Origin of the sequence: Neptuniibacter marinus, assembly GCF_965223595.1 — a bacterium.
GTDB classification, from domain to species: Bacteria; Pseudomonadota; Gammaproteobacteria; order Pseudomonadales; family Balneatricaceae; genus Neptuniibacter; species Neptuniibacter marinus.
Map to the genome: position 1 here is coordinate 1,082,917 of NZ_OZ245004.1, position 20,530 is coordinate 1,103,446.

General features: G+C 44.2%; 23 protein-coding genes and 1 tRNA gene. 7 read left to right on the forward strand and 17 right to left on the reverse strand.

Translation table 11 applies throughout. The annotated features are described in order from the left end of the window. The first annotated feature begins 49 nt into the window (after positions 1-49). Together ACOQOE_RS04980 and ACOQOE_RS04985 are read left to right on the forward strand one after the other, a co-directional pair. Complete coding sequence (locus tag ACOQOE_RS04980) at positions 50-808, forward strand: EAL domain-containing protein (protein WP_420555049.1); 759 nt, start codon at positions 50-52, stop codon at positions 806-808. A 96-nt stretch (positions 809-904) separates the two neighbouring features. Continuing rightward, entirely contained in the window at positions 905-1,510 is a 606-nt protein-coding gene (locus ACOQOE_RS04985; protein ID WP_420555050.1) for a DUF924 family protein, read from the forward strand. 9 nt (positions 1,511-1,519) lie between these two features. On the opposite strand, the gene ACOQOE_RS04990 is transcribed toward ACOQOE_RS04985, so the two are convergent. Beyond that, entirely contained in the window at positions 1,520-2,392 is an 873-nt protein-coding gene (locus tag ACOQOE_RS04990; protein ID WP_420555051.1) for a DUF72 domain-containing protein, read from the reverse strand. 107 nt (positions 2,393-2,499) lie between these two features. Here ACOQOE_RS04990 and ACOQOE_RS04995 point away from each other — a divergent pair, with 107 nt between their 5' ends. The 4 genes from ACOQOE_RS04995 (at position 2,500) to ACOQOE_RS05010 (ending at position 4,613) form a co-directional block, all read left to right on the forward strand. Continuing rightward, the gene (locus tag ACOQOE_RS04995) at positions 2,500-3,282 is read left to right on the forward strand and encodes a motility protein A (RefSeq protein WP_067862197.1); all 783 of its coding nucleotides are present in this window, start codon (positions 2,500-2,502) and stop codon (positions 3,280-3,282) included. 13 nt (positions 3,283-3,295) lie between these two features. Next, positions 3,296-4,078 carry an OmpA/MotB family protein gene (locus ACOQOE_RS05000; RefSeq protein ID WP_067862195.1) on the forward strand — a complete coding sequence of 261 codons (783 nt, stop codon included), beginning with the start codon at positions 3,296-3,298 and terminating at the stop codon, positions 4,076-4,078. Then, positions 4,075-4,461 (forward strand): PilZ domain-containing protein, encoded by a 387-nt coding sequence (locus tag ACOQOE_RS05005; RefSeq protein ID WP_067862193.1) that lies wholly within the window; start codon positions 4,075-4,077, stop codon positions 4,459-4,461. Before ACOQOE_RS05000 ends, ACOQOE_RS05005 begins: the two co-directional genes overlap by 4 nt. Before the next feature lie 75 nt (positions 4,462-4,536). Beyond that, positions 4,537-4,613: transfer RNA gene (locus ACOQOE_RS05010), tRNA-Met, on the forward strand. A 127-nt stretch (positions 4,614-4,740) separates the two neighbouring features. Here the strand turns inward: ACOQOE_RS05010 and ACOQOE_RS05015 are convergent. The 8 genes from ACOQOE_RS05015 to ACOQOE_RS05050 form a co-directional block, all read right to left on the reverse strand. Beyond that, positions 4,741-6,411, reverse strand: a complete 1,671-nt coding sequence (locus ACOQOE_RS05015; protein WP_420555052.1) for a recombinase family protein — start codon at positions 6,409-6,411, stop codon at positions 4,741-4,743. 4 nt (positions 6,412-6,415) lie between these two features. Then, positions 6,416-6,625: a hypothetical protein gene (locus ACOQOE_RS05020; RefSeq protein WP_420555053.1), complete on the reverse strand. Its 210-nt coding sequence runs from the start codon at positions 6,623-6,625 to the stop codon at positions 6,416-6,418. A 294-nt stretch (positions 6,626-6,919) separates the two neighbouring features. Then, a complete protein-coding gene (locus ACOQOE_RS05025) occupies positions 6,920-7,330 on the reverse strand; it encodes a hypothetical protein (protein WP_420555054.1) in 411 nt (136 codons plus the stop codon). A gap of 4 nt (positions 7,331-7,334) precedes the next feature. Next, complete coding sequence (locus ACOQOE_RS05030; protein ID WP_420555055.1) at positions 7,335-8,957, reverse strand: type IV secretory system conjugative DNA transfer family protein; 1,623 nt, start codon at positions 8,955-8,957, stop codon at positions 7,335-7,337. After that, the gene (locus tag ACOQOE_RS05035) at positions 8,944-9,993 is read right to left on the reverse strand and encodes a VWA domain-containing protein (protein ID WP_420555056.1); all 1,050 of its coding nucleotides are present in this window, start codon (positions 9,991-9,993) and stop codon (positions 8,944-8,946) included. Before ACOQOE_RS05035 ends, ACOQOE_RS05030 begins: the two co-directional genes overlap by 14 nt. Positions 9,994-10,007: 14 nt before the next feature. Further along, entirely contained in the window at positions 10,008-10,688 is a 681-nt protein-coding gene (locus tag ACOQOE_RS05040; protein ID WP_420555057.1) for a hypothetical protein, read from the reverse strand. A 2-nt stretch (positions 10,689-10,690) separates the two neighbouring features. Beyond that, positions 10,691-11,284 (reverse strand): hypothetical protein, encoded by a 594-nt coding sequence (locus ACOQOE_RS05045; protein ID WP_420555058.1) that lies wholly within the window; start codon positions 11,282-11,284, stop codon positions 10,691-10,693. Then, positions 11,284-11,475: a hypothetical protein gene (locus tag ACOQOE_RS05050; protein ID WP_420555059.1), complete on the reverse strand. Its 192-nt coding sequence runs from the start codon at positions 11,473-11,475 to the stop codon at positions 11,284-11,286. Before ACOQOE_RS05050 ends, ACOQOE_RS05045 begins: the two co-directional genes overlap by 1 nt. A gap of 227 nt (positions 11,476-11,702) precedes the next feature. On the opposite strand from ACOQOE_RS05050, the gene tnpA reads away from it, so the two are divergent. Beyond that, complete coding sequence (gene tnpA / locus ACOQOE_RS05055; RefSeq protein WP_420555060.1) at positions 11,703-12,719, forward strand: IS66 family insertion sequence element accessory protein TnpA; 1,017 nt, start codon at positions 11,703-11,705, stop codon at positions 12,717-12,719. A gap of 19 nt (positions 12,720-12,738) precedes the next feature. Here the strand turns inward: tnpA and ACOQOE_RS05060 are convergent, their stop codons facing one another. The 8 genes from ACOQOE_RS05060 to ACOQOE_RS05095 form a co-directional block, all read right to left on the reverse strand. Then, positions 12,739-13,176 carry a hypothetical protein gene (locus tag ACOQOE_RS05060; RefSeq protein WP_420555061.1) on the reverse strand — a complete coding sequence of 146 codons (438 nt, stop codon included), beginning with the start codon at positions 13,174-13,176 and terminating at the stop codon, positions 12,739-12,741. 13 nt (positions 13,177-13,189) lie between these two features. Beyond that, positions 13,190-13,981 (reverse strand): hypothetical protein, encoded by a 792-nt coding sequence (locus tag ACOQOE_RS05065; protein WP_420555062.1) that lies wholly within the window; start codon positions 13,979-13,981, stop codon positions 13,190-13,192. 280 nt (positions 13,982-14,261) lie between these two features. After that, the gene (locus ACOQOE_RS05070) at positions 14,262-15,548 is read right to left on the reverse strand and encodes a DUF6538 domain-containing protein (RefSeq protein ID WP_420555063.1); all 1,287 of its coding nucleotides are present in this window, start codon (positions 15,546-15,548) and stop codon (positions 14,262-14,264) included. A gap of 272 nt (positions 15,549-15,820) precedes the next feature. Further along, positions 15,821-16,024 carry a hypothetical protein gene (locus ACOQOE_RS05075; RefSeq protein ID WP_420555064.1) on the reverse strand — a complete coding sequence of 68 codons (204 nt, stop codon included), beginning with the start codon at positions 16,022-16,024 and terminating at the stop codon, positions 15,821-15,823. Next, entirely contained in the window at positions 16,017-16,301 is a 285-nt protein-coding gene (locus ACOQOE_RS05080) for a helix-turn-helix transcriptional regulator (RefSeq protein ID WP_344799454.1), read from the reverse strand. Before ACOQOE_RS05080 ends, ACOQOE_RS05075 begins: the two co-directional genes overlap by 8 nt. Positions 16,302-16,467: 166 nt before the next feature. Further along, positions 16,468-17,745 (reverse strand): type II toxin-antitoxin system HipA family toxin, encoded by a 1,278-nt coding sequence (locus ACOQOE_RS05085; protein WP_420555065.1) that lies wholly within the window; start codon positions 17,743-17,745, stop codon positions 16,468-16,470. Beyond that, positions 17,742-18,077 (reverse strand): helix-turn-helix domain-containing protein, encoded by a 336-nt coding sequence (locus ACOQOE_RS05090; protein ID WP_420555066.1) that lies wholly within the window; start codon positions 18,075-18,077, stop codon positions 17,742-17,744. The genes ACOQOE_RS05085 and ACOQOE_RS05090 overlap by 4 nt, the downstream gene beginning before the upstream one ends. A gap of 1,014 nt (positions 18,078-19,091) precedes the next feature. Next, a complete protein-coding gene (locus ACOQOE_RS05095) occupies positions 19,092-20,528 on the reverse strand; it encodes a TM0106 family RecB-like putative nuclease (RefSeq protein WP_420555067.1) in 1,437 nt (478 codons plus the stop codon). Between the last annotated feature and the right edge of the window lie 2 nt (positions 20,529-20,530).

Below are 20,530 nucleotides of genomic sequence, written 5' to 3' on the forward strand. Positions count from 1 at the left end.
TTTAAATACAATTGATAATTATTATCATTATTGTTTAAGGTTTTTTCTTGTGAGTTATTATAGTCCTTCGGTCGATAGGTTAGAGTTACTTGAGTTAGTAGATAGACAGCGATTTGGTGTTGAGTATCAACCGATTATAGATACCTGTAGTGGTGCAGTTATAGGTTATGAGGCTTTAGCACGTTTCTTTAATCATCAGGGAGATTTGGTTGCTCCTCTGTATATATTTCAGTTATTACATGACAGCCCGCTGATGCTGGCCCAAGTTGAGTTACAGTTAAAACGGTTACAGATTAGATTTCGTCCTAAAAATAGCACACTTTTTCTTAATCTTGATCCCCATGCTTTTTCTGTATTTGGGCCGGCCGAGAGCGAGAATGTTATGGCTAAAATGTTGACTGATAATCAAGATTTAGTAATAGAGCTAATTGAAAATACCGATCTGAATGATGCACATATTAGTAATGAAGTAGCCACGTTTATGCATCACAAGGGTGTTGCTATCGCACTGGATGATGTGGGTGCTCCTGGCACAATGGTCTCTTTGAATATTTTGAGTAATGTGGATTTTATTAAATTTGACCGACATTGGATCAGTGATGATAGTTGTCAAAGTAAGAGTATGAAGCAGTTGTTTAAAAGTCTTATTGGATACGCCCAGTTAAGTGGTAAAAAAACTATATTGGAAGGTGTGGAATCTGCGGAGGATCTAGCCTACGCGGCTAAAATTGGTGTTGATTATGTGCAAGGATTTTTTTACAAAGAGCTGTTTATAAGTGAACATTGTGGAAATAAAGGTATGTTATAGTTCCCGCAAGGTGTGAGACTTAGGCGAGCGCCTGAGTACGCAAACTACCTAAACTCCGCTATCTTTAATGTTTAATAATCTCGCGTGTTGATGGATATGATTGAGAAAATTGAAGATATTTTAAGATTCTGGTTTGGCACAGTGGAAAACGGTTTTCCAGTGAATGATCGCAGTAAATTATGGTGGTCAGGCGATGCAGAAAATGACCGCTTAGTTTCTGAGCTTTTTGGTCATCGTGTTCATCAAGCATTACGTGGTGAGTTGGATGAATGGGCAAGTTCACCGCGAGGTCGACTTGCCTTAATTATTTTATTGGATCAGTTTACGCGTACTATATTTAGGGGTTCTGAAGATGCCTTTTCTGGTGATGCTAAGGCATTAGCCCTATGTATAGAGGGGCGTAAGCTGGGGCATGATCAAGCATTAGAAATTGTTGAAAAAGCGTTTTTCTATATGCCATTTGAGCATGCCGAGCAGTTGGATCTCCAGCAGCTAAGTATTGAATGCTTTGAGCAGATGCTATTTGAAGTCTCAGGGGTCAATAAGATCTATATGGAAAATTGGTTGGATTTTGCCCATCAGCATTATGACCAGATCAATCGTTTTGGTCGTTTTCCCCATCGTAATGAAGTACTGGGTCGCAGCTCTACACCTGAAGAGTTGGCCTTTTTACTACAGACTAAGAATCGCTGGGGACAATGATTACTATGCTTAGAATAAATTGTCTTGTTTTTTGACGGGTTGCCAAGGACTAAACAGACAGCTTCCTGGGCGTCGTTGTTCTAATTGATTAACAAAATATGCTGCGAGCTCAGGGGCCTCAGCATTATCCGGCGTGTGAAAAAAGAAAAAAGGAGTTTTGCCCTCATCCATCCAGTGTATGGCTTTATTGACCCAGGGCGTTAAATAGTCCGTACCTAGCTCCCAGTCTAAGGGGGTAATAAAGCGAACCATGGGATGTTTTGAAGTCGCTATGGCGTGAACGGGGAGTTTCGGTTTATGCATTTTTGCTTTTAAGCTAATGGGATCGTCTGATGGGTCATTAAAGAGTGCACGGGTGTCAAAGCTAATACGGCTAACATTATGCTTTGCTAATAGTTGATTAAACTCCCTTTCCGTCTCTTGTTTATCAAAGAAGCAGAGGTTTCGAACCTCTACACCGTAATTAAACCCTTTTGGTAGATTAAGTAAAAAATCGGATAAAGTCGGAAGATGATCGCCATCAAACGAAGAGGGGAGTTGTATACATAAGAGTCCGAGCTGCTCTTGCAGTGGCTGTAGGCGATTCAGAAAGGCGCTGGTCTCTTTTGTCGTTGATCTAAGATGATTTCGGTGAGTGACCTGTTGTGGGAATTTAAAGCAAAAACGAAAAGTCGGGTCTGACTCTTCAGTCCATATCTTTACAGTGTCAGCCTTAGGTAGCCCATAAAATGTGCTATTACCTTCCACGCTGCTAAAGTGGCGAGAGTAGGCTTTTAAAATATGTTCGTTTTGACTGCGTTGTAGAATGTTCTCCTGCCAAGCCGCATGTTGCCACTGCGTGAGACCGATATAACAACGTTGTTCACTTACTTGATGAGACACAGTTTTACGCAGGTTTAGTTAATGAAATGTACTTATAGTTACTGTACTTTAACATGCTAACATACAGATTATATTTAATTTTAAGTGGATGTTTAGAGAGTTATTAAATGGATTTCGCATCACTTGTTGGAATTGTTTCCGGCTTAGCTTTGATTGTCTCCGCCATCATAATGGGTGGCAGTGCCGATGTTTTTGTCAATGTACCAGGAATGATGATTGTTGCTGGTGGCACCATCGCTGCCACATTATTAACTGTACAGTTTAAAGACGTGACAAACGCATTTAAGGGGGCTTTTATCGTTTTTACCCAAGACAAAACGAACCAACAGGAGATGATCGATACCATGTTGGAGTTGAGTCGAATTAGTCATCGTCACGGTCTGATGAAAGTAGGTGATGTTGAAAGTTCTTCACCGGTTTTAAAACGTGCATGTATGCTCTTGGCTGAGGCCGCATCGGAGCAAATCATTCGCAATACTATTCAAAATGAGATCGATTCTCTTATTGCTCGGCACTATGCAACACAAGATGTGTTTCGAAAAATGGCGGCTTATGCGCCAGCGTTTGGAATGTTAGGAACATTAATTGGGCTTATTCAGATGCTAAGTGAGTTAGATAACCCTGACACTATTGGTCCTGCGATGGCGGTTGCGCTGTTAACCACTTTTTATGGGTCGTTATTAGCAACAATGGTTTTTTTACCTATCGCTGGTAAGTTGAAATCAAGAACCTTACTTGAGGTGACAAACCTTGAAATTATTCGTGAGGGGTGTATCAGCATTTTAACAAATGACCACTATATGCATGTGTATGAGCAGTTGTCGTCATATATTCCAGCTGCCAAGCGGAAAAAGTTAAGGCAAGGTAAAAGTAAGACTGCAGAAAAATAAGGGAGTATAAATTATGGATTCTAAAACGACCCTTATAGAGGAAAATGAAACAGCTGATTGGCTTTATACTTTTGCTGATTTAATGACTTTGCTGTTGGTTTTCTTTGTGCTGCTTTTTTCTCTTTCAAACATTGAAATTGAGCGTTTTCAAATTGCTTCTCGTTCATTAAATGAAGCATTTCAGGGTGAGTCTGGTGCAAATAGTATTATCGAGTTTCCCCATGAAGCTCCAGTAAAACCAGAAATTCCTGATGAGATTGAAGAGCGCTTACCTACGTCTCGTTTGTCTGAGGAGGAAGAGGACAAACCTATGGAGAATGAAGCAGAAAATCTTAATTCTTCACTGCAGAGTTTAAATGATGATCTCGCCGAGCAGTTAAAGATAGATGTTTTAAATGAAGCGGTTGAAGTCGGTTCTCCTAAAGATGGCAAGGTGATTATTAAGGTTAGCGGGGACCTGTTGTTTCCCTCAGGTTCTGCGGAGTTTAATCCAGAAATGATGTCCGTGCTTGATTCCATAGTGTTGACGCTTAAGAAAAATGCAGAGATTAAATTAAGTATTCATGGGCATACAGACAATGTACCTATAGAGACTGCTAGGTTTCCTTCGAATTGGGATCTTTCAGCCATTAGGGCAACTAACGTATTGAGGTATCTGGTTAGGGGTGGGCTTGAAGTCGAGCGTGTCTCGGCTACAGGTTATGGCGATTCTAAACCACTTTTGCCAAACGATAGTGTTGAAAATAGAGCGCAAAATAGACGTTTGGAATTTGTATTAGAGAGACAGGCAGAATGAAGATCCCTATAGAACTTGAATTAAGTGATGATGAAAATAGGCGTAATGCCTATAGAGCGCCTGTTGATGATAAAGTATCAATGACGATTGATGACAAGCCTGTCACGCTGTTAGATATTTCAGAAACAGGTGTGGCCTTTGAAACAACTGATCATCTATCAGGGAAGATTGAAAAAGCAGTTATTCTATTTACTTTAGATAAAAGCTATCGCCTTAAACCAGCTTTAAATGTTTCTTTCTGTGGCGCGGGGCGCTGTGGTGCTCAGTTTGATGGCCTCTCTGAAAAGGCACGTTTGGTTTTATCTGAGTTAATAATAGATATTCAAAAAACACGTATCCGGCAGGCAGCAGAAGATAAATTTCAAGTAATTGATAAAGAGTAATTTAGTTAATCGTTGAAAATATTAAAAAAAGCTTGAGGTTTTTGGAGTGGGTCTGTACTATTCGCACCACGTTGATGCGGGGTGGAGCAGCTTGGTAGCTCGTCGGGCTCATAACCCGAAGGTCGTTGGTTCAAATCCAGCCCCCGCTACCAGATTAGAGAAAGCCGATTTAGTTAATTCTAAGTCGGCTTTTTTTCGTTTTGGTATTATGATTTTTAAAAGATGTAGCTGGTAGCTCGTCGGGCTCAGCTCATGTAAGACCAGGCGAAGGTCGTTGGTTCAAGTCCAGTCCCCGCTACCAATTCTATCTATGTGGGCTTCGGCCCCATTGATAGCTTTATTATCATTCGATGCGTTCAAGCATAGTTTGTCCAAGATTTTCATATCTTTCGTCTCCAAAGACATATTCAAGATTCCAGCTAAATCACCGTACAGATCAACACGAAGACCTTTCTCGCCTTCTTCTGGCGTTAGCACCACTTTGTCGATAAGCCCCCTTAAATGCTGTGATGCCTCGGCGCGCGCGCCATCCGCATTCAATGATGCCTTTAAGTCTTTAATGGCTTGGTGGTAACGTGAAGCCATGGCCGGATGAATCAGAGGTTTGAGTGCAGGTTGCACCGTCAGAGCTTGTTCCGCTTTCTCAATGCGCTCTGAAACGCTTTCCAGATCATCCTTGACCATACTGGCGGGAATACCATCTTTGATGGCCTGTATCAGGCGCTCACGCTCTTTAAGAAGGCTGTCACGTTGAGATTCAAGTGATTTACGCTGCGCATTGGCCTGCGCATGCAAGGTGCTCAAATGCTTGGTGTATTCCTTACAGAACACATTGACCAGCTCTTCACGCATGAGGTGGCCTTGCAACCCATCCAAAACATATCCCTCAAGCGTTTCTCGTTTGATGGTGCGGCGGTTGTCACAAACGCTATCCCCTTTGTTCTTGGCCGCAGAGCAACCATACTGGGTAGAGTTGATTTTGGAATACCCGCCACCACAAACGCCACACTTGGTCAGTCCTGATAGCAGATATTGGGGGCGATTCGTTTGCCAAAGCGCGGTAGATTTACGATCCAGTGTTTTCTGGCGCGCCTTAACCGCTTCCCATAGCTCAGAATCAACGATGCGTTGCTCTGGCACATCCTGAATAATCCATTCAGACGGATCATTCTGGCGCGTTACACGCTTTCCTGTGACAGGGTCTTTGATAAAGCGTTGTCTATTCCAGATCAGGCGACCGATATACAGTTCGTTATTCAGAATGCCCGTACCGCGCTTGCGGTTGCCATTTATGGTGGATTGCCCCCAGCTTTTGCCAGATGGGCATGGTATGTTTTCCTCGTTGAGCTGAGCAGCAATAGCTTTGGGCGATTTGTTCTCAAGGCCATATTCTCGGAAGATGCGGCGGATAATATCGGCCTGCGCTTCATCAATCTCACGATCCCCTTTGATGGCTTCACCATTGGCGTCGAACTGTTTTACTACCTGATAGCCATAGGCCAGACCGCCACCTGATTTGCCTTTCTCTACACGGCCACGGAGCCCTCGGCGGGTCTTGTCGGCCAAGTCTTTCAGGAACATCGCGTTCATAGTGCCTTTCAGGCCTATGTGAAGCGTGGATATTTCGCCTTCTGAAAGGGTGATGATTTTAACGCCAGTAAACTCCATGCGTTTAAAAATGCCTGCGATATCTTCCTGATCACGAGAGAGGCGATCCAAGGCTTCAGCAATGAGTATGTCAAATTCGCCATTCATTGCGGCGCTGAGTAGAGATTGAATGCCAGGGCGCATGAGTGATGCCCCAGAAATTTCTGCATCCGTATAACAATTGCCAAGCTTCCAGCCTTCAGCGCTTGCTTTGTCACTGCACAGGCGAATTTGATCTTCAATGGATGCGTCACTTTGAAGGTCAGAGCTATATCGGGCATATATGCAAGCACGTTGCGTCATATTCCTATCCACCATCTTCTATATCGGGATTGCTAAGCGCGCTACGGTAAAATTCGTAATCTTCTTCGGCGGCGCGTCTTGCGAGAAACTTCACGAGAGCGGTTATCGCTTCATCGTCAGAACCCCGATTATGACTCGCTTTCAGCGGAGTCTTCAAACAAATCCGAGCCTCATTTGACTCATTTTTATTCTGTTTTATGAGGGGGTTATCCATATATCCCCCCATAAAAAAGCAGTGAAAGCGAATAACTGCTCTCACTGCCGTATTCTTTGCGCCAGCCGCGTATATCTGAGAGATGGCACGTTCTGGGTGCGGAACATGCACATACACCCACCTGACCACAAAAAAAGAGAGTTGCATGGAACGCTCTGGCGTCCCGACAATCTCTCATACTTACAATGATACGCCTGAAATCGTTAATAAATCGTAAACAGGCACCTTGTAAACCGCATGTTTCCGCCGTTTTTTCACTTTCTGCTTTTATGGGCAATAAATTAATCATATCCATTACCCTGCCCTTGATGATTTTTTAAGAAGGTAAAAGCAAGCTATGATTGATGCGATCCACCATTCGATATGATCAATTGAGAACTGATTTAATATGCCTGCTAAAGCGAAAAGAAATAGCGTCTGCGAAGCAAATTTCAATAAAGCCGTATTTGTTTGCTTATGTGCCTGTGTTGAGAGGCCGCGACTAAGAATTGGCGGTGTTTGTTTCGCCTGAAGCATGCGTCCCCAGATATAAACGCGATACCACGACTTTGCCGCCAAAATTAATAACAGCCATGGCGTTGCCCAATGAAAAACAAACATAAATGGCGCGTAATCATAAGGGGGAATTTTTTCGTTCAAGCCTACCCATACGCTCCATGCACATACGCCCATGACAATCATTGAAATCCACGCTCTAAATATCATGCGCTCACCCTCCATCAAATATCGAAGAGAGGGGCGCTGCAATGTTGAGCCCCTGTTTGGTGAAATTAACAGGTCTGCTTATTGGATCATCAGCAAAGTTTGGATGAATGTCATAAATGGGTGAACCATTTTTATTTCTATATCTCTGATCCAAAAAGTAAGCAGTCTTGAAGCAGGCGATTGGATTGGCGTGAGATAAGATAAGAATCTGAGCAACAGGGCTCATCGTCATGACTTCGTCAGGAGTAATAAGCGAGCGAGATGTGAGCGCATCATCTCGGCTTAAAAAACTGGGATCACTAAACAGGCGAGCCCGCATCTCAGCGCTGTACTCGCTCAACGATTCAATCGTTGTTATGCCGCACAGCCTTGATGTGTATTCAGAGGTCATCAAATCACGGGTGCCGAAGATCTGAACAACGCCGCTATTGGCGATGAAAGTTTGCCACCTCTCGCCATAAAGCGAGACGAGCTGATTTAAGTCCTGCACGATCATATGAAGCTGCATGCCATATCCGGCCATTAACCCAAAAGCAGTTTCAATGACCTCCATGCGCCCCAAGGCAGCGGCTTCTTCCATCAGGAAGTAGACGGGCGGGTTGGGTTTGGTCTTAAAGCGGGTTACTGAAGTAATGGCAGAACTCAGCAACATGCGCAAAAAACGGTTATAAGTGAATAATCGCCCCGCAGGCAAAACGACAAAAATATCTGTTTTGCCATTTTCCAGCTCTTCAAAGGTGAAATCTGATTCCGATAAGGTGCGCTGTATTTTCGGACTTTCTAAAAAATGCGTATTTTGTTGCGCTGTTGATAAGATGCTGGAAAATTCCTTCGAGGCTTTATTGAGAATACGCGCGGCTGAAGCGCGAACATATTCGTTGGAGCTTTGCATCATGCCGGGCTTTATTAAGACGGCATTGCCACCTTCGTCTTCAGCATACTCTCCGCCCACGATTTTTTTAAAGTCATCGGAAGATAGGCTTAACAATCTTCTCACTTGCGGAATGTCGCGGGAGCGTTTGGTGGTCGGCATTAGCACTAGAGGCGTGGCCGCAACATAGAGGATTAGCCCCATAACGAGCGCGCGAGCTTCATCCGTCCAAAACGGGTCTTTTCCGCCTCGGTCAGTGACAAGGCTATCGGCTATGGTCATGGCATCCTCAACAAAGTCATCATTGTCAGGATCAAGCCAATCCAAAATGTTAAACCTTGATTGAGGCATGCCGAGCTTTGAGCAAGCTAAATCCCATGGATCGATAATGATGACTTTATGGCCAAGTACATCCCGCCGATATCGCGCAGCAATTAAAGACAGCTCACCATCTTTCACATCAAGCGCAACCAGCGAACCACGATGCTCCAAGCATCGTGGCATACTTGCGGTTAGAAGTTTTCCGCTTCGTGTAGGTGCTACAGTCAGCAGGTGCTTTTGGGTGTTTGTGGTAATGCAATAAGCGCGGCCTTTATTCGCTTCGGCCATGCCGTAGCCAAGGAATATGCGGCCACCTTCGCCATAACCTTTTTGGTAAAGGTGGTTTTTCGTCGCCCATTTACTAGAGCCATGCAGATCGGGGTCGCGGCTATATATCCGCGACGGATGCTGAGCCCCTTGGCTACGGAGTTGCATACGCACCTCCAGAGCAAGGCTTAACGCTAAGAACCTTCTGGCTTTTATAGGCAAGCCCGATGGCACTAAAGTAATGCGATAGCGACTGCTTTACATTGCCGCCTTGAGAAATGAAGTGATCGGTAATGCCTTCAAGGTCATCTTTATGGTTTCCGCCAATGAAATACACGAAAGTAAGAATGCCATTTTTATTGGCGAGTAATTCAGCTTTTACTTTTGCATCATTCACCGTGTAACCGTCAGTGATGACGATAGCCGCCTTCTGATACCCATTGAAGAAACTGCCCGACAGGTCTGAATAGGCGCTGTTCAGCGCCTTAAAAATATCTGTGCCGCCACTGGCTTCTATATTTTCAAAGCCAAATCCGCCGCCATTGCACTGCTGGTAGTTTTTATGACCGTAAGTAAGGTCGGAGTTAAAGCTACCAACGGTACATAGAGCATGCGGCGGCAATGAATTAAGAAAATTGTTTGCGGTGCTTTTCACCGCATCAATGTTGCCAGCCATAGAACCAGAACGATCAAGCAGTAATGCAATACCAATGTCAGGCGGTGCTTGCTGCACGGTTTTGTAGTCAAAGCACAGCTTTTCACCACTCATAGAATATACCGCGACGCTATCGGGTGGCGGTGAAACAAACTGGCCACTGGCATCTCGAAAGCTGGCAACGATATTGAGCTGCGAGGGATTTCCCGAAGTTTGAATGATCTCGGAGGTTCCACCGCTAAAAGCGACAATAATATTGTTCGACTGATCAATATCGAACCCCGATAGTATCTTAATACCATTGGCATCGACCATTCCGAACTTGGATATTGTCCTGATGAGAATGTCCGAGGCATCAAGCGTAGGATCAGTTTTCAGCTTCAATGAAATGGATTTCTCAAAATCATATTTTGACCGAATAACAATGATTGGCGCTGAATACTCACTTTTTGATTTAACGGTGATAACAGGCTCATTTGCCAGCAAGTCTGTGTTGCAGAAGGCCGATAGGCCAACTGCAACTGCGAGAATTTTAATGAGAGTTTTCATCGATATCCCTCCACCTAAAGCAACGTATTCAGTCGAGACTTCGTTTGCGCCTCACCAAGCAACTCAAAATCAATATCGCCACTGCGCGCACGTTTCAAAATTCCGAGTGAGCCAAGATAGGCTTGCAGCACCTTGTCTTGATCGGGGTGAACGCGCATGATTTTGAGGGTGGTGAGTTTGCTGGCGAGATTTGCCAGCGCTAACTCGTTTGGCACCTCTTGAGGCACTTCAACGTCTATCGGATCATTACCTTGCTGAAACGGCACATGAACCGTTGAGCCAATCCAGTACAAGCGAATGCTGTCAGGCTGAGTCAGATTTACGGTTGTTTCAATCTGATCAAACGCCATAACCAAGTCCGAAAAGGTCGGTTTGAATACAATCAGATTCGTAACATCTTCCGCTTGTGAGAGAAGCTGCCCCGCCGTTCCCGACCACGCAATACGGTTCGGCAGTGCGCTCAGAATAATGTGAATCTGAACGTCACTCGTGGCTTTCCTTCGGGAGAGAGAGGTTAATTGCTGAAGTAAGTGAAGCGCGGTATTGCATGCTTCATCCTGATCTTCACTGGCAATGGTTCCACCATTCTCGATGAGCACAAAAATATCTTCATGAGTTTTGGCTTTAGGTGCCTGCGCTTGTTCACCGCAAGCAGAAATGCAAAGGGCAAGGATAAGAGCGGTTACATATTTCATGACTATTTCTCCTCTGACTTAAGGCTTTGGAAGGCGCGTGTAGTGAATAAAGCTAGGATGATGTTGATGACAGCAATCACGGCGCTCACACCAATCGCCAGTCCTTTGTTTTGTGCAAGGAAGGCCATCACACCGCTTTCTTGCTGCACAACAAATCCACCCTGTGTGCTTTCCCTTGCAACGAGGGTGTATAAATTTACGACCTCAAGGCCAATGACCATGATTAAGACCAAGCCAGCGATGCTAGCTAAAATCTGGTTTTGCGGGTGAGAAAACCATTCTTGAGGATCATCCAAGATATTTTGACGATGCACTTCCGCCCAGATGAAGAGCGGCGTTGCCACCGAAAACGTGGCCAGCAGTATCGAAATGATGTGAGAGGCGTTGGCATCAGGATCGAGCATGCCAAACATCCCGCCGAGCACGGGAAGCTCCGAAAGGTACGTTTCGTTCATTAAGCCTATCGTTTCGGTGTAGACCGCATAGAACATAACGAACATGGCGGCTTCAAGTGAGACGGCAAAGAGGACTTTGATCACTCCTGAAGGACTGACAGCTTTCACACCATCAAACGGGGAGGGTTTATCAAAGCTCATTAGTGCACCTCCGAGATGCTACGGCCAAGAGCGTTCACGCAGCCAAAGGAAGTGCAATAGGCACATTCACAACGCGCCCACATCTCACAGCGCAAGAGATCATCTTGACTGGGCGGCGCAGAATTATCGGATTGAATAGGCGTATCCGCCTCAATTGTGATTTCAATGGATATTTGGATATCATCAGACATGTAAAGCCTCCTTGCCCTGTTAAAAGAACAGGGCGGTGTTAAACGGGTTGAACTTAAAGAGGCTTTGGCCAAAGCACGGCTTTAATATTGATCGGCAGCAGGTAATTCTTCAAATGATCTTGATAAGAATATTTCTGATGGAATTTCAATAAACTGAATTAAAATCAATGAGATACGATCATTTAATGCGAAACATTCATCTATGAAATTAAGGGCGGTAAGCGCATATGGCAGGTGAGAAAAAGACAGATGAATACTGGCTTAACCATATCAATGCGCAGCAAAATAGCGGCTATTCACAAAGCCATTATTGCCGTAAATATGGTCTTTCACCTGCGCAGTTTTCAATCAAAAAGAACGCCTTTAAGTCTTCCCAAAAATACAAACGCGTCTATAAAAAACGCGCCAATAAATACGGCAAAGGCTTAAAGCTTTCAGAAAAGAAAATTGAAGAATTTGCCAGTCTGTTTATTAAGCAATATGACAGTCAGAGCATATCTGAGCGCCTTAATATCAGCCTGCCAACCACCCTAAAATATCAAAGCTATTTTAGAGAAGCCTTGTGTTTTGGCGCGCTGATGTATCTGGAATTATTCTCAGGTGTTGGCGCGCTCATCATGATCGGCAAAAGCCCGACATCTCACCTGCTTGATGAAATATGGAAGAGGGACTTAAAGGGGTATAAAAACATCAAGGGTCGAAACTATGTTCTATGGGCTGTGTGCATCCTTCACTACACCAAGTTTAAATGGACGCGCGATGATACGGATTGTTGTCATGCCATGGCTCTTACAAATTACTGCGCAAATTCTTATGCGCAAAACAACTCTATAGATATTGAAAAGCCACTTCCTGAAGACGTTTTAGAAGAAATCTTCAAAACGGAAGTCAATGAAATAGCACATCAGAACTGGCTAAGCGCAGAGTATGATTCATATTTTAAAGCTGAATTATCCCTCGACTATGAATATTGGATTGCGTTGTTTCACGAAAGGGAGGTCAAAGATGCAAAGCGCTGGTTTAAGGAGCTCTACACTGATCTTCTCTGGGTATTAGAAAAGCATGGTCTAAGACTCGATATCGTAAATAAAGAATATTATTTTTCTTCCTATGTTCGGCATTCTGATCCGAAAGAAATACTGCGTCATTACGATGCAATCACCGCGCGTGCAAGTGCCATAAAAGGCGGCAAACCGACAGGCACAGTGCTTGAGATTTTTGGTGCCTTCCCTAACCCTTCCTAATGGTACTTTCTGAGAACTGTCATTTGTTTTCAGATATATTTTGTGCATCAGCTAAAAATCTCTCAAGCACCAAAAACCCTGCAGCGTATGGCGTTACCAAGTACATGGTTCCGCAGTTTGGTCCGCAAGGCTTGTGATTATTTTCTAATTCGTATTGAGCGGCCACTATCTTATAAACACCGTCCTCGAGGTTTTTCACCGTTTCATTAATTTGATTTTCATCCCACATAACGTCTTCTAGGGTTATTCTTATTTTATCGACAAGACAGTCATAATATATGTAATTTCCTTTTTTCATACGTGAAGTTATGCCACTATCCCACTCAATAGAAGCTTTACTTTTACATTCTTTGATAAGGTTTTTGGTGATTTTCTCTTCATCATTGGCATAACATGAGATAGAAAACGATGAGAGAATAGCCGAAGTTAATAATGCTAAAAAGTAAGGTTTTGACATCGTGGAATCTTTCTTATTTGAGTATTTCATCTATCAGATTATCAAAATCACCTGAGGAATTGTAGGTTATTGCATTTGCATTGGTATGATTAATTTTTTGCGGGGGGACAAAATCAGCCATGATAATCAGCAGTAGCACGACTACTATAAATAATGTGAAATGTATTGTAAAAGAAAGCAGAAGGCTTGGTTTTTCGTGGTATTTGTAGTGTTGAGAATAAATAGGGTTTTTCTTGCCATATAGAATATACTGCTCCCCTTCTTTAAGGAGGCTGTCTTCGTCTAAACCGTTTGAGTTTTCCAATTCATCTTCTGCGACAATATCGGAGGTGTCTTTTTTTTCCTCTTCAAAGCCCCATATAGTCTCAAGTAATGCCCATGCATCTTCTCTTTCCGGTGTTTCAGGGAGGGCCCCCAGAATTGAACAAGCGGCAAGGCTTATATTTGAAGAAATCCATTCTGCTGTTGCTGGTTGATAGAATTTATTACGAAGCTTTTTAATTTGGTGAGCAGACCTATGGAATTCAGGAGTGTACAGATCATAAGATAATAACGCTTTTTTAATTATTAAATCTGCATCAGTACTTTCTGATATTGGGCCCGAAAATTGATTAAATAAATGGTCATTTGAAATTATTTGTAAAATACCCAATTTTTCCAAATGGATCTCGAATAGCCGTTTTGACATTTCGTTAATTATAAAATGCTCATGTTGTCTATCAGAGAGGTAGGTCTTAGCATCAGCTAGTAATCCCATTGCCCCATTAACTGCAATATCAGAGCTAGCTTTTTTAAGAAAGAACATTGCTGACCTCTTTTTCTCATTTCCTTCGCAAACTGTTTTTTATGAGAAAGGCCGCCCAAGGGTGAGCCGTGTAATAATACGCTCTCTATGCTTAGGCTTTTAGTTAGCCGCCTGTTGCTACAGGATTATTTAACATGGCAATAATGATTCGTCTACAATCAACTCATAGCTGCCAAAATTACTTAGCCTTAAAGTCTAAAGTGTATGATTAAAAAAATAATTGTCGTGATCGTCAGCTTAATATTTAACCAATATTCATATTATCGACCTATATGTTTTCTTATGTCAGGTCGAATGCAACTCTCTTCAACCACTCGTGCTTTTTCTCAAGCATATGACCACGGCCATATTTCGGCCCCGACTTCTTGTGCCCCATAAGTTCGTCGATGACTTCCTCTGGCGCGCCTGCGTCGCGGAGGCGGTCTTTAAAGGTATGGCGCAGCGAATAGAGTGAATGTGTTGGCGTTGGCTTTAAATCGTTTTCACGCAAATATTTGTTGATGGTCGTGGAGGCGGTATCGGCAGTGCGATAATGGTTAAATCCACTCGGTAGTTGCTGGAAAGCATGAAGTGCCGCGCCTACGAGTGGGATTTTTCGCTCAGAGGTAAGCGTTTTGAGTGCTTTATTTTCACGCGCGCGAATCCAGATATAAGGAATAGGCTCGTCAAGAACGATATCCTCTTCAGTAAGGCCGATTAACTCAGATTCCCGCGCACCAGTATCGGCCATGGCAAATACCAAAAGCCTCGCTTCGTCATTGAGGCTATTCAGGCCGTGTTTGGAAAGTAAGACATCTTGAACATAGCTGGCTTCAAAAGGTGGTCGTGATTGCTCCAGCTCTTTAAGGCGTATTTTTGAAAACAGCACATCAAAGTCGGTAGCTACTTCATATTGGAGCCCGATCACCTGAAACATGTCTTTCACATACATCATATTCTTATTGGCGGTCGCGGCGACGACCTCACCTTTTTCAATGCGATCCATCCACCATTGCCGGAACTGTAAAATATCAGATCGGGCAATGGCTTTAAGAGGCTTATCACCGATAGCGCTGATAAAGTAATTGATGGCAGCAAGGCGCGGGTTTTTCCATTTGCGGATTTGATGCTCGGACTTATTTGTGAGCCTGTCACGGCATAGCGGCCAATATTTATCTGCGCAAGTGCTTAAAGGAAGCTCTGGCACTTCTGTGCCGCCCAGCACGGAAGAGACTGTTTCGGGCTGTTCTATAGCCTTGTTTGCCGTCTTCAGGCGCTCAACAATTTCTTCTAACGGCTCCTTGGCAATTTCAACGGCATTCTTGTAGGCAAAGCCATGGGCTTTTGCGAGCTTGATAGCAGTGCGATATTCAGCTTCAGGATCAGCTTTGCCATTGCCTTTAATCAGGCTGCGCCAGTAATCTTCGATATAGTCGTTATAGATGGCAGCTTTTCGGATGGCTTCTTTTTCATCTTTGGTGCCTAAAGATATTTTGATGATGGCGCGCTTATCATAGTCAGAAACGTATTCAGGAACGCGCCTGCGATAATAAAAATTCTTCCCTCTGCAAAATACATAGTTCGCCATCCATGTGTCCCAATTTGTAGCCCACTTTGTGTACCATTTTTAGGTAAAGCAAAAATGTGCCTTGGTCAATTGAAAAACAAATTTCAATCAATACAACATGTTAGCGGGAAAATAGTTAAGATTATGTAAATGAAAATGGTGGAGGGGGCAGGATTCGATTTGAAAATTTTTATCTCTAATTATTATTCTATTTCAGTGCTTTAGGTATTTATTAGAAATTACTACTATAAAAATTTGTGTCCCAGTATGTGTACCATTTTGTGTCCCAGTTTTTAGGGGTCTGTAGGTTCGAATCCCGTGTGCTTTTCTGCAATTTTTATAGCACGGTTTAGGGTTTTAACTTTGTCTTTTCTGTTCTGGTATTCTTTTTCAAGTCGTTCGAATATTGGCAGGTATTTGTCACCATATCGCGCCACAATTTTTGCAGCTTGATGATACGCTCTTTTAATTTGTGCCAAGCTTAGTTGATCACTCATGCAGCCCCCTCTGGTGATAAAGGTGTGGGCACTTGATCCATTCATGCAAATCTTTCAGGTAAAATGCCTCGCGAATACGCTTACCTGTTGAGGACAATGTTCTAGGTTTGGGGAATGTACCGCAATCAATGCGCCTTAGTATTTCATGCTTGGGAATACCGCATAAGCGAGCGGCAAGTTTGAGCGGGATAAGCGCATTGCTCTGGATCATAAGCGCCGCTGTTACCTGCGCTTCAAAATCCGCTTTAATGCTTTTACCGTTTAATAACTCATCCATGGGGCTTTCCTTTTTATAGGAAGCGGTAACAGCAAATGCTGCATCGCTTCCTTGCACCCATGTTTGAAATTAGCTACGCGCCTGTTGGTAACAGGTAATCGCTTTCTCAGAATTAAGCCACGTATCTATTAATATCATACGTGGTGTATCTTAATTATTCGTTAACTTACTTTGTGGTCTCGATCTTGAAATCGTCCTGAAGCTTGCCCCAATGCGTTCTAAGGCCTTCTTTGTGCGCTTCGTCCATCGGTAACGCTTTCAGAGCTTCAGGCCATAATTCTCTCGCCTTGTTCATTGTATCGTCCAAGTGGGGCTTTATCGCTCTCCACGGAATGCCCGACTTATCTGCCCATGACTGAAAATGCGCCATAGTGACGGTATACCATTCTTTGGTTTTACCGAGGTTGAGTGCGTATTGGATTTCGTTTTCGATATATACATTGGTTGTAACGATATCGTATGCAGGAGACAGCCGTGGCGTGATCTTATTGGGATATAGAAAGCTCCAGTTCTTGAGATGTGCATCGCCATTGGCCAAGAGAATATTCACCAGTAATCGCCTTGCGAACTGTTGAGCGTCGGCAAGGCCGTCGCCAGAAAAGTCATAAATGACTTTGCCGATATTCTCGTAATTAGCCGAAGTGTATTTCTCGTGCGGGTACTTCACCAGAATTTGTGCGAAGTCTTCCATGTGAATACGTTGATCGTCTTCACGATCAAATCGCTTAATGGCAAAGGCCTGCTTTTCATCGGGTAAGTTAATTTGTGGCAGATTGTCGAGCTTATCTAGCTCAACTAATTTGATCTCAGGAATATCAACGCCAACGCGCCCCGCCAGCGACATGGCGGTATATTCGTTCAGTGGCACAAACTTGTGCTTGGTTGAGGGCGTTTTGACGATCCAGTCGCCCAGCACGTCACCCTTGGATAAGTTATAGCGCCCATCCTTTTCCTTCATAGAAAATTTCATTTGTACGCCAGCCAAGGAAAACTTGTTTTCTTGAGTGACCTTATCGAACTTAACCGCCTTAGCTCTGCCATGGGTACTCAGAACGTAATCAGGAACATCTTCAGGCTCCATTGACGTGGCTTCAATTGCCCCCGGCAAATCTTCGCCAAGATACGAGAGAATGTGAAATTCATTATCTACGTGCACTTTCAGGCCTTGTGCGATCAGCTCACGTAATGATCCCTCTGGTAACAAGTTTGAAAGTACAGGATGCAGCCGTTGATTCCGCGCCCATGGCGCGGCCATGAGCTTGTTCGCATTCGGAAACGCGGGATGAGTAATCAGGCTGAATGTCGGACGATCAGGATTGTTTTTAAATGAGTCTGCAATGCTCAAGACATTGCGGCCATTTTTAAACCCTGCGAGATAGCCGATCAGCACGCCATGAATTGAGAGCTGTAGAACATTTACTTCATCATTGCTATCTGTGCTCATTCATTCTCTCCTAGCAAGCCCTGCCATGGATCATCGGCTAGTGGGTTACTTTGTTCTTTTCCCGTCTTGCTTGGCTTGGTTGGTGCCCCAGTTGATGACGGGTTATCGTCGGCCAGTACCGCCAGCACAGCATTCAATTTTTCTTGTGGTATTAGCAGCAACTCACTTTTTAGTCCCTTAGCGACTAGCTCAAGAGTATCAAGCCGAGGGTTGCCCTTGGATTCCAAGCGCTGATATTGCTGGCGCGATATACCAACGCGCAGCATCATATCGTGCTGCTTGAGCTTCAATGCGATACGGCGTTTTTTGATCTGTTCGAGTAGTGAATTCATAATGAAACGTATATGTTGCTATTTACCATTAAGAAACATATTAGTTTCTTTTTGCGGTTTTGGCAACATATAAGTTGCTTTTGTAGAGTTGAAGTCTTTCAGCAGCAAAAAGAAGCATATATGTTGCTTTTTTGAGTTGCTTCTATGTGCTGTTGTTCGCTTATTGTGTTGTGCCAAAATTCGCTTATTGTGCTTATTTTGAGGCAGCGAGCCATATCTCAAAGCCTTAAAAGCCCCCAGCCAGTTTTCTCAATTTGCACAGCAAGTAGCGCAGAGCGCTACGGAAAACTGACTGGCCGCCAAGCCCACCCTATATGACCTGATGACAATGCCATCGATCATCCGATTGCCTCGATGATGATTCAACATCGCGCTTGATAAAGATATCGGCAGTCGGTAAACAGGTGGTGAGCGCGGAGCATTCAAGAGTAAACTTCTGCCCTTGTGGCAGGCCTCAGAACCACCGTCATCGTGAAGATGAGGCGAGAGTGGCTAGGAATAAATTGCTGCAATGCTGCATAGTTCCGCTATTGGCGCGGCTTTACGATGACCGCAAGATGTGTGCGTGTAGTACAAAATCAAAGATTTTTCCCTCCCCGCACCTATCTTGAGAAGGACGTTGCCTCGTCCGTTCTATCCTCAGGCGGCGCTCTAAGCATCGAATTATCATTCTCTGGCAAGAGCTTATCAGGTGCGCAATCCATAGTGATTGGTATGCTGCACCAGCGAACGATTGGCCGTTCGATCACCACTTATGGGAGCCTCCGAGCTACCCCTAAGAACCCCATGGGCAAGGCTGAGATTTTGCTCTCCCCTTGCATCCCCATCAACCAGAAAGGAGACGTTAGCTCTCCCTTCATGGACTTCCCATCAATCAAAGGGGCATGTCATAGCCCCTCATGAACTCCCTCGACCAACCCTACGCGGATTGGATGCCGTAAGCGTTTCGACGCTTAATCTCGACCACTGTTTCGCCAGTGGAGGACGACCAAGGTGCGACCTTGGATGCGCTCATTACATAAATTTAGCTCGTAGCCATTCTTCCAGCCTTCGTGTTGCAATCACATCATCGCGGTTATAGCCGAGTATTTCGGCTTTTAACTGAGCTTTCATTTCTGGATCGCTTTCTGCCAAAAATCGGTTGAACTGAACCACCGACCATTGCGAGCCTGAGTTGTCATCTTCCCACTGAAAATTCACCAAATCCTTGTGCTTACAAATGTCCTTCAGACCATAACCTTGTAATGGCAAAACAAGGCTATCGAGTACAGGCTTTTGCATATCAAACAGTGGGCTTTCTTCACCAAGCAAATACAGAACGGTTTCATTACTCTCCATGTCATATCGCTTAGCGTAACTCCGTATCGTTGTGCGTTCATGTTGCGAATAGTGAGCAAGTACCAAATCAGCATATCGATCACGGTATTCTTCGATTTTGGCAAGGAACTCAATCCAGCCTTGTTTATCTTGCTCAGCAGTATCCGTCCAAACATATTCGAAATCCGCATTGCTAAAGTTAGGCACTAAAAAGCCCCAAAGATACACATGCTTTTCGCCGTTCCCCGTGAGCGGATTATCTTCGATATCAAAATGTACCCAGTGACCATCGGGAAGGCTCACGGGCGCAATTTGATGCACCTCTCCGCTGAAATACGATTGTGCCTGCAATATGGCGCGTTGCTTCTTTTCATAGCCTTTGAGGTAAGGCACATCGGGTAAGCTTTCAGGCGAGCTTGTGGCCAATTCCGATATCGTGCTAATACCGTGTTTTTCCAGCCCATCGGCTGCGCGGCCTTGCACACCGTAAAGTAATGAAATTTCTTCCTTCGCTTCAAAGGCAGGTTTGCAATGCGTGTAATAAGGGCACGCGCGACATTTACTATGGCTATAGCGAACAAGTGGCTCTGTGTCACTGGCCAGTAGCTCTCGCATTTCGGTGACAAACTGGTTGGTGAGAGGGTTGGTTTCGTCGCTAATTTCAGCGGTATCACCGTCACCCAAGAATACAATCGCAGGTAAATTCGCATTGAGCATTCGACGATAAAAGCCAAGCTGTACCTGTATTTCCTTTTTATCCTCACTGACGGATAGCTTGGCATCGGCTGGTTGATACTCGCCATTGGTATGGCGGATCAAAAAATCAGGGTAGCCAACAAGCAGATTTTCTTTGTCTAGCAATTGGGCTTGGTAAATAACGTCAACACCCTCGGCCATAAGCCTTTGCGTATCTTCTGGTGAAGTGGCCGTATGCACCGACTTTTCTTTCATTATTTGGGTTAGTACCGCTTGCTCATGAGCGAGACCAAGCTCAATGATCAAAGCCTCAAAGGCATCATCTGCTTCTTCAACTTCCAGTTCGCCTTTGTTATCCAGCCATACACGGCGCGCGCACAACGCCCAAGAGCTGGCATCGCTTGGCTTGATATAGGCTTGGGTTGGCGCGTTGTTCATCT